This window comes from Paraburkholderia suaedae (genome assembly GCF_040812055.1).
Taxonomy (GTDB): domain Bacteria; phylum Pseudomonadota; class Gammaproteobacteria; order Burkholderiales; family Burkholderiaceae; genus Paraburkholderia.
Genome location: NZ_JBFOAH010000031.1, coordinates 16,550 through 28,876, shown reverse-complemented (window position 1 = coordinate 28,876; position 12,327 = coordinate 16,550). Strand labels below are relative to the sequence as shown.

The window sequence follows — 12,327 nt, the reverse complement described above, 5'->3', positions numbered from 1 at the left end:
CCGCGAGGACTGCCGCCGACACGACAATCCTCGCGCCTCACAGGAGATTTCGCATGACCCAATCCGCCCCATCGGCCAAGTCGATATTGCTTGCGGGGGAAAGCTGGACCAGCACGTCGACGCACATCAAAGGCTTCGACCAGTTTCCGACGGTGACGTATCACAATGGCGCAAAGCTCTTTCTCGATGCGCTGAAAGACAGCCGCTATGCAATCACGCATATGCCGAGTCACGAAGCGCAGGAAGAGTTTCCGGTCACGCTCGAAGGACTGCTTGCGTACGACGCGATCATCCTGTCCGACATCGGCGCCAATACGTTGCTGCTGCACCCCGATACGTGGGCCAAAAGCCAGCGCACGCCGAACCGCCTGAAGCTACTGCGCGAATATGTGAAAGCGGGACGGGGCTTGATGATGGTGGGTGGCTATTTGAGTTTTCAGGGCATCGCCGGCAGCGCGCGGTTTCGCGGCACGCCGGTTGAAGAGGTGTTGCCAGTCACTTGCCTGCCCTACGACGACCGCTGCGAAGTGCCGGAAGGATTCACGCCTCAGATCGTCGCGCAGCATCCGATCGTCGCCGGACTCGGTACCACGTGGCCGCATCTGCTGGGGTACAACGAGGTGCAAGTGAAGCCGGGCGCGACCGTGATTGCGACGGTGCCGGACACCGGGCATCCGTTGCTCGTTGCCGGAGAATACGGCGAGGGCCGCACGATGGCCTGGACGAGCGACATGTCGCATCACTGGCTGCCACCGGAATTCTCGGACTGGGACGGCAATGCGACGCTATGGCTGAACTGTCTGGACTGGCTAACGTCGGCCGCGAAGTAATCTCCTGAGACGCAAGAGGCGCAACGGCCACCATGCACGCACTCGACCTTATCGAACTGACTCGCAAGCTGGTCGCCGCCGACGCGGTCAACCCGCCTGGCGACGAGCAGTGGGATCGGCTGTTGGAAGCGGTCGATCTGTATCGCGTCGCCCTGACCGACTGGGCGGGGCGATGAGCACAGCCGTCAGTCCTACGCCGCGCATCTGCGTGGTCGGCAATGCGGCGATCGATCTGAGCCTGAACGTCGCGCGTTTGCCGTCGCCCGGCGAAACCACGCTTGCTTTGGACAGCACGTCCGGCTTCGGCGGCAAGGGTGCGAACCAGGCCGTGGCCGCGGCGCGCGCGGGGGCATCGACGCTGCTGTTTGCCGCCGTCGGCGAAGACGCGGACGGCGACCGGCTGATCGCGCAACTGAACGCCGAAGGCATCGACACGCGCCATCTGCTGCGCATGCCGTGCCCGACCGATCTGTCCATCGTCACGGTGGATGCCGCCGGCGAAAACACTATTGTCACGCGCAACCTGGCGGCGGCCAACTATCGCCCGGACCGCTGTGCGTTGCACGAAGCCACGCGCGACGGCGACTGGATCGCGCTACAAGGCAACCTGAGCGCCGATGTCACCGCCGAGGTCCTGCGCACCGCGCGGCTCGGTGCGTGCCGCACGCTCCTCAATCCTGGGCCGGTCCGTTTCGATTGCATGCCCTTGCTGGCCGACCTGGATGTGCTCGTGGTCAATCGCGTCGAAGCCGCCACGTTAACCGCGCTGGACGACCCAGCGCTCGCCGCTGCTGCGCTGCATCGCGCCGGCGCGCACGACGTCTGCGTCACGCTCGGCGCGGACGGCGTAATTTGGTGCGATAACCACGGCACGCGGCATCTCGCAGCAGTACCTGCTGAAGCCGTCGATACAGTCGGCGCCGGCGACGCCTTTTGCGGCACGCTGCTCGCCGGGCTGGCGCTCAACCTGCCGATGCCAAACGCGTTACGCTGGGCGCAGGCGGTGGCCGCTTACGCGGTCGCCCGACCCGGCGCGCAAGCGAGCTTTCCCCAGCGCGCCGCGATGCACGCGTTGCTGCACGCGGCAGTCCCGCAGTCTGTTCTTTCGTCAGTCACCTACTCTCAGGCACGTTGAACCGATATGGAAACTTCTTCTGGTGTTGGCCGCGGGCGTCGCGACTGCGTCGAGCGGATTTTTGGCCGCGCGCGCGGCGTGGTGATCGGCGTGATTCACTGTCCGGCTTTTCCCGGCTCGCCCCGCTATCAGGGTGCCGCGAGCGACGCGCTTTACGCCACCGCGCGTGCCGATGCGCTCGCGTACGCGAGCGGCGGCGTCGACGGCCTGATCATCGAAAATCACGGTGACGTGCCGTTCTCGAAGCCCGACGATATTGGTCACGAGACCTCGGCGTTCATGGCGGTGACGGCGGATCGCATCGCGCGCGAAACCGGCCTGCCGATCGGCATCAACGTGCTGGCGAATGCGGCGATTCCTGCGCTCGCCATCGCGGCGGCGAGCCAGGCGGCCTTTGTGCGCGTCAATCAATGGGCCAATGCGTATGTCGCCAACGAAGGGCTGATCGAAGGCGCGGCGGCCAACGCGCTGCGCTATCGGGCGCGGCTGCGCGCGGACGGCATCAGCGTGTTCGCAGATGCGCACGTCAAGCACGGCGCGCATGCCATCGTGGCGGATCGCGCGCTGGAAGAACTGGTGCGCGACGTGGAATTCTTCGACGCCGACGCGATCATCGCCACCGGTCAACGTACGGGAGACGCCGCCAGCCCCGACTATCTGCGGCAGATTCGTGCGGCGACGACCTTGCCGCTGCTGGTGGGCAGTGGCTGCACGGAGAGCAACGTGGCGGAGATTCTGTCGATTGTCGACGCCGTGATCGTCGCCAGTTCGTTGAAGGTGGGCGGCGTGTGGTGGAACCCGGTCGACGAGGACAAAGTGCGGGCGTTCATGCAGGCGGCGCGGTAGTGCTCGCAAGGGGACTGTCACGTTGTGGGCATGTAGCCGGAAATGCAGCGACAATTGCGGGTATGAAACGAACTGCTCTCCAACACAACGCACCTGCCAACGACGTTATCTGCTATGCCGGCTACCGGTTTCCACCCGATGTGATCAGTTATGCGGTGTGGCTGTACTAGCGTTCTCCCTTGAGCCTGGGCATGGTCGAGGAGTTGCTGGCTACCCGTGGCATTGAACTGACGTATGAGACGGTGCGACGCTGGTCGCTGAAGCAGTAAGGAGCTGAAATGGAACTGGCAACGAAGCGAAACAAGAGCGTGACGAAGACGGATTTGCTCGCACTTGTGAAGGGGCAGTACTCAGGTGATCCGGCGTTTGCTTGATCGGGTCGCGCAGTACCTTCTTCAAGGCGTGTCTGACGGACTGCGGACGTCTCTCGCCCAAAGCGGCAGGGAACTGTTCGCTAGTGACGCGGCGCGCGAGGCGGTTGCCGCCTCGCTGGGCGAGATGCTGCAGACGACGGCGCGAACAGGCCGCTGTCTGAAGCGAAAACGTTGCCAGTCTCCAGATTGAGCCATGAGGAGGTACTCAAGCTCGCTTAATGATTTCTTCTTCTCCATGCGTGCCGTGCTGCGTTTCTTTGCGCGCTGTTCGGCACGTTCACGTGCTTCCTTCACCCGGTAGGACTCGCCTTCGATCGCGACGACTTCGGCGCGATTCACCAGCCGGTCAACCACGCGGCCCGCCCATGTTGAGTCATCCTCGCTAAACCCAGCAACCCGTGGAAGGCCTTCAGCAAGACGATATTGCGTCAAGAATCCCTGGTCGCATCCGTAGCACGGGACCTCATGGCGGTCCCAACAAAGCCTGATAAAACATCCCCGTCGTTCGCGTCAGTTGCTCTTCGGGGACACCACCTGGCCGCGGATCTCGCCGTTCGGATTGTTTTTGGTGTGAACGTTGATGTACATGTCACCGGCTTCAAAGCTCTTGGCATCATCCGGGGATAGCGTGGCCTGACCGGTGATCGGGCTTGTCGCCTCCATGTTGCCCTTCTGGGAGAGCCAGACCTTCACGCCGGCGTTTTTGCCGGCCGGGGCGGGCCCGTGGAAATGCGCCATCGTGGCCGGACTCGACAATCCGCTGAAGCTGATGTTCCACGTTACGACCCGCGTGCCCGCGTCGTACGTGAGGTCGGCGCTGCCGCTGCCCGGAGTCTGCACCGGCGGAACCTGTTGGGTGCCCGTCAACGGCACCTGAAACGAGACCGGCGCCGCTTGCGCCCAGCTCAGCGTACCCGCTAAGGCCAAGCCACCGAACACCATGAAAGCGCGCTGCGAAATGGACCGTGACATTTAGTTTTCTCCTCTAGGGAACAACGAACGCGCGATGATGCGAATATCATAAATCGACGGGCTGCGGAGCTTGAACCACGTGCTACCGCAGCGGGTAGGTCATCCATCCGACCGCTAATCGACTACATCGGCGGAGCGATTCCATCCTTTTCGACCACCACGCGTTGCGCGACGAATGCGCCCTGCGAGGCGGCCGTCGCGACCACAAACACCTTCTTGCCCGCGGTCAGGTCGGTGCGTGCGGCCGGCGCGAAAGTCACGATGGGTACGTTAGGCGGTACGGTCACCTCATTGCTCCCGCCTTTGTACGACAGCTTCAGATCCCGGCCGCTGGTACCCTGAACAACGGCGTCGACGTTCGCATTCGTCATCGTGCTGTTCGGACCGAGATCCCATGCGTAGTGACCTTCACCCATGCCGCGCGCGGATTCGGGGAAGACAAGCACTTCGGTGGCCGTCAACTTTCCGTCAGTGCCCGTCGTTGCGGCTGTGCCGACGAAGGAGCCCGGCTTGATGTCCGAAAGCTGCATGGCTTTGACGGCCGACACCGCAACCGCCGGTTTGAGCTCGATCGACACAGTGTCGCCGCTACGGCGGTGCACCTTCAGCACGTCGCCGTCGAGCGAGACGATCTCGCCGCGGATGCGCGACGGTTTGGCGGCGGGCGTCTGAGCGAGCACGACGCTGGTAAAAGCCAGCGTGGCGAGGGTGACGCCAACTTTCAAGCGAATAGACATGGATGCTCCGTAAAGGACTGTTGAGCTGCGAGTGGTAGTGAACATCAGGAACCGCCGAACCAGTTGTAGCCCTGGTTTTCCCAGTAACCACCGGGAAATTCGTTCGTCGCACTGATTGCGACGATATGCTTCGGGTTCTTGTAGCCGAGCTTGGTCGGCATACGCAGCTTCATCGGGAAGCCGTACTTCGGCGGCAGCACCTCGCCGTCGTATGTGAGTGTGAGCAGGGTCTGCGCATGCAATGCAGTTGCCATGTCGATGCTCGTCCAGTAGTTGTCCGCACAGTGCAATGACACGTACTTCGCCGTGATGTCCGCGCCCGCACGCTTCAGGAAATCGGAGAAGCGCACGCCACCCCACCGGCCGATCGCGCTCCATCCTTCAATGCAGATATGACGCGTGATCTGGTTTTCCTGCGGCAACGCGCGCAGCTCGTCGAGCGTCCAGAGACGCTTGCCGTTGGCAACGCCACCTACCTGCAGCCGGTATGTAGTGGCGTCGACTTCGGGCACATCATCGATGTCGTAGAACGCGTTGAACGGAAACGGCCGTGTGATCATCGACTCCGGATAGGTCGGTGCCATCTGGTTCGGGTTGAACAACAGGGCCTGCACGTCATCGTTGAAGAACGAGATTCTGCGCAGCATGGTGTTCACCGACTTGTCACTGGACAAATCGCAACCTGACAGCAACGCAATGCCGCCGAGCGTGAGAAGCCGCTTTCCGAGCAGTCGGCGTGCCGGATTTTTCAGCTCGTTACGCGCATCATTTATGATGGATTCGGCGTGAGACGAAACAAACGTATTGCGATTCTGGGCCTTTTTTCGCAAAGTCATGGTCACCGTCCGCGAATCATCAAAACCAACGAGCGCGGCACGAGTGCGACCATGACGACATGCACGACAAAGAACGCAACCAGCACGCTCATTGCAATGAAATGTACGACGCGCGCATTGTCGTACCCGCCCATGAGCGTGCGCAACAGTGGGAACTGCACCGACTTCCATACCGCCAGTCCCGACAGGATGATGAGCGCAATATCGACGATGACGACGAGATAGGCCAATTTCTGTACCGCGTTATAGCGTGCGTGGTCCTCATGCACGAGCTTGCCACGCAGCGCGGCGAAGAGATCCGTTGTAAGCGACTCAAGGCTGATCGGCAGCAGTTTCCGGCGCAGACGTCCGGACGCCAGATTCAGCCCGACGTATGCAATGAAATTCGCGACCAGCATCCACATGACTGCGAAGTGCCATTGCAAGGCCCCACCGAGCCAGCCGCCCAAGGTCATGGCGGAAGGAAACCCTAAAGCTGGAAAGATCGGCGAGGCGTCATAGATCTGCCAGCCGCTCATGACCATCAGTACGACAGCGAGCGCGTTAATCCAGTGTGTGATGCGGACCCAGGCGGGTTGAATCGTTGTGTGAATCAAAGCGATCTCATGATTGATGACGTAGCACATGCTCGGACTCGTGGCCGGCCGCGACCAGGTCGGGTCGCCATGCGTAAACGCAACGTGCGCTCAACTATTCCATTGCGCGACAATTAATTTTCCTACAAGCGAATATTCCAGCTTTATGTAATAGCCGCCCTTCGCCCCGCCAACTATCATCAGAAAATTGGCTCCATAAACCTCTCTTGGCTTCGATATCAGAGGTAGTTCTTTTCGGCACGACGGGCACGAAAATGAACAAACCCGCGGCTCTTTAACACAAGCTCTAGCCACGATCAAAACGAAATTCACGCCTGAGTCGTCGGCGCCAACGCCAGCGCAAGCTGCGAAACTGTCACACGTTCCCGGCTACCCGGCGGTATCCAGTCGCGCCCGACATTCAGTCTCTCTTCCAATGGCAATGACCCGAAAGGACACACGATGACGTTGCCCCGAATCAGCGGAACGAATGTTTCCGCGGACCTGACCCGCACCGGCCGATTGTTTTTCCTCGAATTGAGCGGCGGCCGCATTCACTCAAGCAATCCCGACGGATCCGACCTGAAGACGATCGTCGCGGATTGCCGCCTCCCCGACGGCATCGTCGTGGACGTGGATGCCGGTCATATCTACTGGACAAACATGGGTTCCATCGGCCTCCATGATGGCTCGATTGAACGCGCCGGCCTGGATGGCGGGAATCGCGTGGTCATCGTCCCGCAAGGCGTCACGCACACGCCGAAGCAGCTTCATCTCGACAAGGCAGGTAGCAAGCTCTATTGGTGCGATCGAGAAGGCATGCGCGTGATGCGCGCCAATCTCGACGGCTCTCAAGTCGAAACGCTAGTCGAGACCGGACATGGCGACCACGACCGGCTCGACCAGACGCGCTGGTGCGTCGGAATCACTATCGATACGCAGCTCGGCGAACTCTACTGGACGCAGAAAGGTCCGGACAATGCCGGCCTCGGCCGCATCTTCCGCGCCAACATCGACATCCCGCAAGGCGAAGACCCGGCGAACCGCTCCGACATCGAGGTGTTGTTCGATCGGCTGCCGGAACCCATCGACCTCGAACTCGACCTGGCGAACCGCGTCCTCTACTGGACCGACCGCGGCGATCCTCCGCGCGGCAATACCGTCAATCGCGTGCCGGTCGACCGAGCGGCGGCGCCTGAAATCGTCGTTACGCACCTGATGGAGGGAATCGGTATCGCGCTCGACGTTTCCGGTAACCGGATGTTTGTCACGGACCTTGCCGGCTCCGTCTATCGCGTCGATCTGGATGGAAAGAACCAGCGCAACTTCCTCTTCGCCCAAGGCAATCTCACCGGCATTGCCTATGCCGAAGTCTGACCAACGCATTGGAGACATGACATGACTGATACCACGTCCATTCGTCGCATCGCTGTGATTGGCACCGGTGTGATCGGTGCCAGCTGGACCGCACTGTTTCTCGCCAAAGGGCTGAAGGTCGTTGCAACGGACATCGCGCCGAATGCCGAAGCTCAACTCAAGGAGTTCGTGGAGTCCGCCTGGCCGGCGCTCAAGAGATTGGGCCTTGCGCCCGGAGCGTCGCAAGCGAACCTGACATTCACGCCCGTGCTCGCACAAGCGCTCACGGATGTGGACCTCGTTCAGGAAAACGGCCCCGAGCGGCTCGAGTTCAAGCAGGAACTCTATCGGCAACTCGATGAGCTGCTGCCGCACGACGTGATCATTGCGTCGAGCACGTCGACTCTCCCCATGAGCAGCATCCAGTTAGGTGCCGCGCTGCATCCCCAGCGCTGCGTGGTCGCGCATCCGTTCAATCCGCCGCACCTGATTCCGCTGGTCGAGATCGTCGGAGGGGTAAAGACCTCGGAAGAGACGATCCGGCGCGCTACGGAGTTCTACGCATCGATCGGAAAAAAGACCGTGCGCCTGCACAAGGAATTGCAGGGCCACGTCGCCAACCGTCTGCAGTTCGCGGTGGCGCGCGAGGTCTATTACCTGGTGGCAGAGGGTGTGCTGAGCGCCGCCGACGTCGACACCGCCCTCTCATGGGGGCCGGGCCTGCGCTGGGGCGTAATGGGCAACATGATGCTCAATCACCTCGGCGGCGGCCCGGGCGGCATCGAGCACTTCTTCCATCAGTTCACCGGTCCGATGACGGCTGGCTGGAAGGATCTCGGCTCGCCCGAGCTGACGCCGGAAGTGCAGAAGAAGCTCATCGACGGCGTTCATGCGGAGGTCGGATCGCGCTCCATAGAGGAGCTGGAGGCGGAGCGCGACAAGATGCTGCTCGGCCTCATAGAACTGCGCACTAAAGGACAGGCGCGTTAAAGGTACGAATGCGTCCACGCCGGCGAGGCCGCGGCTCGGGCGGGCTGATCGCGCGCAGTTGACACTCCCCATCAAAATGGAATTTCGCAAATGAATGACTCGACCAATCTCCCAGTCGAAAACGAAACGGATCGGCTCACCGGAATCATTCAATCGAAGCTCGCGAATCCGGCGCGGAGCTCGGATATCGACCTGCACGGCGTGCTCAATGAAGTACTAAAAGACGTTGGGTTATCGACGGCGGACAGCGGTGGCAAGATCACTTTCCACGGCCGGGATCCGATCATTCCCGCTCTGTTCCGGTTCGGCTCTTTGTCCGCGATCGCCCTGGCCGCCAAGGCTGTCGGCGTCGCTGCGCTATGGCGACTGCGCAGCGGCGAGGAACAGGACATCGAAGTGGACGTACGTAAAGCGTTGCGGCGTTTCGCCGGATTCTTCGATCTGAAATGGGAGACGATCAATGGACGTCCTCCAGCCCTCAAAGTCGATACAAATCTCTTTCGCGAAACCCGCGATGGGCGGCACGTCGTGCCCCTGAACATCTACCCGAAGCTGGCTGCCCGCGAGCTCCGCCTGCTGCGGTGCGACGCCAGCCCGGAATCCGTGCGCAACGCCATTCTGCAATGGCGCGCCGACGACCTGGAGAATGCGGCGGCGGACGCCGGGATCGTCATCGCCAAGGTGCGTACTTTCGAGGAATTCTGCAAGGAGCCTCAGTACACCGAGGTCCTCTCGAGAATGTCGCTGATCACCGTGGAAAAGATCGGCGAAAGTGAGCCGATCCCTTTCAGGAAAGAGGGCACTAGTCCGCTGGACGGCATTCGCGCACTTGGGATGGGTCACGTGATTGCCGGAGCAGCCATCGGGAGAGACCTCGCTCTGCACGGGGCGGATGTCCTCAACATCTGGCGGCCTTTCGACGACAGCGAGATCGAGGCGTTCGCGTGGGACACTCAGGTCGGGATGCGCTCGACGATCCTGGATTACTCGAAGGAGGATCGCGCGACATTCGATCTCCTGCTGAAGGATGCCGACGTCTTCTTCGCGAACAAGCGTCCCGGCTATCTGGAACGCCATGGTCTCGACGCCGACGAACTCTGCGGCGCGAAGCCTGGGTTGATCCATGCCAGTGTCCTGCTTCACGGCGCCACGGGCCCCTGGAAGTATCGTCCGGGATTCGATGAAATCGGCGCGGCCGTCTCGGGGCTGTTCGCCGTCGAAGGCACGCTCGCGCGTCCGAAGTCGCCGCCGATCATCCCCATTGTCGACAACGTAGTCGGCTGGCTCGGCACGGTCGGCATACTCGCGGCGCTGCGCCGGCGTGCGATCGAGGGTGGCAGCTATCGGGTCACCGTTTCTCTGACCCGAACCGTGCTGTGGCTGTTCTCGCTCGGCATCTTCGACAGGGACTATGCCCACGCAACCGCCGGATCTTCCGACGAGCACGTCTACGTCGCCCCCGATCTGTTCACGGCAGAGACCCCTCTGGGCACGTATCAGGGCATGACCGACCAGGTGGTGTTGTCGAAGACTCCCGGGGCCTTCAGCACGGTGCTCGTGCCACGAGGCTCCAGCAAGCCCGAATGGCTGACGCGGTGAGGGTACGCAACCTGCACTTTTGCGAAATCGGCGAGGAGCGCAACGGCGTTACCGCTGATGTTGGTCGGCTTCCTGCAATCAAAGGACGCCATTCCGTTTCCGCCGTCTCCGGTTGCGACTGAAACGGCGGAGGTCGCCGCGCACCCCTGGACAGCGCGCCAAGGGACGAGAGCCGTTGGTTCGTCTCTTGGCGACGTTTCGGCGTTCGTCCCGTAGTCCAGTGTCTTTCGCGGACGCTCATTCAATCGTCTTGCCACAGCGTTAAGTTTCGCCTGTGAATACACTGACAGGTCGGAGTCCTTCGGGAAATACTGTCTCAACAGTCCATTCGTATTTTCGTTCGATCTGCGCTGCCATGGATGCTGGGGGTCGCAGAAGTAGACAGCGATGTCAGTGGCGACGGTGACGCGTTTGTGCCCAGCCATCTCCCTTCGCCGATCCCGTGTCAGCGATTTGTAGAGTTCCTGCGGCAATTTGCTGGCATGTTTAGTGGGCGCATTGATGACCGTTTCGCGGTCCTTGCTAGCTATCTTCACCAGCATGACGTAACGTGTCTGGCGCTCGACGAGTGTCGCAATCTGGCTGCTCCCGCTGCCGCACAGAAGATCGCCTTCCCAGTGTCCCGGTACCGCGCGGTCTTCAACTGTGGCTGGAAGTTCGCTGATTGACACCCTGTCGCGAATCCTGCCGTGGTCGTCCGTCTTCTGCGTGTGATGGCGCGAACGGCGCATGGCCCGGGTGCGCCGCAAATATTCCAGCAGCTCCTTCTTCAAGGCACCACGGGCCTGGATGAAGAGACTGCGATAGATGGTCTCGTGGGACACGTGGTAGTCCTCGTTGTCTGGATACGCACGCATGAGCCATCCGGCAATCTGCTGCGGTGACCCTTTTCATAGGCACTCGGATGCCGTGCATGGAACGCGTAGAGGCGCAAGCTCTGATCCACAGATCTCCTTCCAGTGCGAGAGAAGGAAAATGTGTCAATCGGTCTTGCAGCGTCCCGCCAGCTGGAGGTTAGCGCTGGTGGTGCTTGTCTTTCGGCTTAACGTCAGGCTGAACGCTGGGCAGGCATCGTAAAGAAGGCATGCATCGCATGCCAGATACGGTGCCGGTTGATGCCCAGCACCGCAATGTGCGCCACTCCCTTGATCTCGCAGAACTGCTTGTCCCTGTTCGGCAACTGCGAAAAGAAATCGAGCAGTTCTGCATCGGTCGCATTGCCGTCATGCTCGGCTCTCGTCATGCAAACGGGACACTGCAGCCGTTTCGGATCGACCATCGGCATATGAATCGCCATGTCGATGTAGGTGCCGTTCGGCGTCCGGTTGGTAAGCTTGAGTTCATAGTCGGCCAGTGCTTTCGGTACTCTTGAATCGACCGTCGACGGGTCATCGCGGGAGAAGATGGCATCGAAGCTCGCTGGCGTGGTTGGACGGAAGTTGCTGGCCTCGAGAGCTGCGATGTTCGCGCGCCGCCTCATGATTTCCGGTGCGCCCTCGCCCGTATAGGTGATCGCATCCAGGACCATACGGTCCACGCGATCCGGCACTTCCATCGCAAAAACACCCAGGCGGAGGGCGCCGGACGACTGACCATAAAACATGAACGTTTTCTGGCCAGTTGCGCTTTCGACAACCGGCATCGCAGCTTTCAGATCCTCCACACCGGAGCGGACATCGGAGTTCGAATCCGTCTGCGAGGAGCGGCCGTAGTTTTCATGGTCCATGGTCCAGACGTCAAAGCCGTAGCGAGCAAACTCGTCCATGAACGAGTAGTTCTCCGTGCCCGGCAGTTGCAGATCGAAGCCTCCGCGACCCGAAAACGACGAACCGTGCACGAGAAACAGCACCGGCTTCCGGTCGGAACTTGCGTTCCGGTCGTCCGCAAGTCGCTTACGATAAAGATACAGTTTCACCGCGCCTTTCTGCGCCCAGTGTTCTTCGGCAATGATCCGCGGCGCCGCCGCACTGGCAGAGACTGGCACTGCCGTGGCCATCAGTGAGAGGGCCGCGCCTCGCAGCAAACGGCGTCGCTGGGCCATCCGCTGCGTGTCTTTCGTTTTGCTCATTGTTTTTTT

Annotated in this window: 13 protein-coding genes and 2 pseudogenes; 8 read left to right on the top strand and 7 right to left on the bottom strand. The window is 61.2% G+C overall.

Annotated features, from left to right (window positions below):
• Nucleotides 1-53 precede the first annotated feature (53 nt).
• The 5 genes and pseudogenes from ABQJ48_RS30985 to ABQJ48_RS30965 form a co-directional block, all read left to right on the top strand.
• Nucleotides 54-830: a glutamine amidotransferase gene (locus ABQJ48_RS30985; RefSeq protein WP_367841761.1), complete on the top strand. Its 777-nt coding sequence runs from the start codon at nt 54-56 to the stop codon at nt 828-830.
• 32 nt (nt 831-862) lie between these two features.
• Nucleotides 863-1,006: a hypothetical protein gene (locus tag ABQJ48_RS30980; protein ID WP_367841760.1), complete on the top strand. Its 144-nt coding sequence runs from the start codon at nt 863-865 to the stop codon at nt 1,004-1,006.
• Nucleotides 1,003-1,965 (top strand): PfkB family carbohydrate kinase, encoded by a 963-nt coding sequence (locus ABQJ48_RS30975; protein WP_367841759.1) that lies wholly within the window; start codon nt 1,003-1,005, stop codon nt 1,963-1,965. Before ABQJ48_RS30980 ends, ABQJ48_RS30975 begins: the two co-directional genes overlap by 4 nt.
• Nucleotides 1,966-1,971: 6 nt before the next feature.
• The gene (locus ABQJ48_RS30970) at nt 1,972-2,811 is read left to right on the top strand and encodes a BtpA family protein (protein WP_367841758.1); all 840 of its coding nucleotides are present in this window, start codon (nt 1,972-1,974) and stop codon (nt 2,809-2,811) included.
• A 62-nt stretch (nt 2,812-2,873) separates the two neighbouring features.
• A pseudogene (locus ABQJ48_RS30965) lies at nt 2,874-3,074 on the top strand (IS6 family transposase); the annotation flags it as partial.
• A gap of 132 nt (nt 3,075-3,206) precedes the next feature.
• On the opposite strand, the gene ABQJ48_RS30960 reads toward ABQJ48_RS30965, so the two are convergent.
• The 5 genes from ABQJ48_RS30960 to ABQJ48_RS30940 all read right to left on the bottom strand — a co-directional run bounded on the left by ABQJ48_RS30960 (nt 3,207) and on the right by ABQJ48_RS30940 (nt 6,356).
• Nucleotides 3,207-3,617 (bottom strand): hypothetical protein, encoded by a 411-nt coding sequence (locus ABQJ48_RS30960; protein ID WP_367841757.1) that lies wholly within the window; start codon nt 3,615-3,617, stop codon nt 3,207-3,209.
• 78 nt (nt 3,618-3,695) lie between these two features.
• On the bottom strand, nt 3,696-4,157 hold the full coding sequence (locus tag ABQJ48_RS30955) for a CHRD domain-containing protein (protein WP_367841756.1): 462 nt from the start codon (nt 4,155-4,157) through the stop codon (nt 3,696-3,698).
• Nucleotides 4,158-4,279: 122 nt separating this feature from the next.
• A complete protein-coding gene (locus ABQJ48_RS30950; RefSeq protein WP_367841755.1) occupies nt 4,280-4,894 on the bottom strand; it encodes a hypothetical protein in 615 nt (204 codons plus the stop codon).
• Between the two features lie 44 nt (nt 4,895-4,938).
• Nucleotides 4,939-5,730: a molybdopterin-dependent oxidoreductase gene (locus ABQJ48_RS30945; RefSeq protein WP_367841754.1), complete on the bottom strand. Its 792-nt coding sequence runs from the start codon at nt 5,728-5,730 to the stop codon at nt 4,939-4,941.
• A gap of 2 nt (nt 5,731-5,732) precedes the next feature.
• Complete coding sequence (locus tag ABQJ48_RS30940; protein ID WP_367841753.1) at nt 5,733-6,356, bottom strand: cytochrome b/b6 domain-containing protein; 624 nt, start codon at nt 6,354-6,356, stop codon at nt 5,733-5,735.
• A gap of 411 nt (nt 6,357-6,767) precedes the next feature.
• Here ABQJ48_RS30940 and ABQJ48_RS30935 point away from each other — a divergent pair, with 411 nt between their 5' ends.
• The 3 genes from ABQJ48_RS30935 (at nt 6,768) to ABQJ48_RS30925 (ending at nt 10,250) form a co-directional block, all read left to right on the top strand.
• Entirely contained in the window at nt 6,768-7,682 is a 915-nt protein-coding gene (locus ABQJ48_RS30935) for a 3-hydroxyacyl-CoA dehydrogenase (protein ID WP_367841752.1), read from the top strand.
• A 21-nt stretch (nt 7,683-7,703) separates the two neighbouring features.
• Nucleotides 7,704-8,651: a 3-hydroxyacyl-CoA dehydrogenase NAD-binding domain-containing protein gene (locus ABQJ48_RS30930; RefSeq protein ID WP_367841751.1), complete on the top strand. Its 948-nt coding sequence runs from the start codon at nt 7,704-7,706 to the stop codon at nt 8,649-8,651.
• 90 nt (nt 8,652-8,741) lie between these two features.
• A complete protein-coding gene (locus ABQJ48_RS30925; protein ID WP_367841750.1) occupies nt 8,742-10,250 on the top strand; it encodes a CoA transferase in 1,509 nt (502 codons plus the stop codon).
• A 197-nt stretch (nt 10,251-10,447) separates the two neighbouring features.
• Here ABQJ48_RS30925 and ABQJ48_RS30920 read toward each other — a convergent pair.
• Nucleotides 10,448-11,134, bottom strand: a pseudogene (locus tag ABQJ48_RS30920) (IS30 family transposase); the annotation flags it as partial.
• Nucleotides 11,135-11,298: 164 nt separating this feature from the next.
• Nucleotides 11,299-12,291 carry an alpha/beta hydrolase gene (locus ABQJ48_RS30915; RefSeq protein ID WP_367841749.1) on the bottom strand — a complete coding sequence of 331 codons (993 nt, stop codon included), beginning with the start codon at nt 12,289-12,291 and terminating at the stop codon, nt 11,299-11,301.
• Nucleotides 12,292-12,327 lie beyond the last annotated feature (36 nt).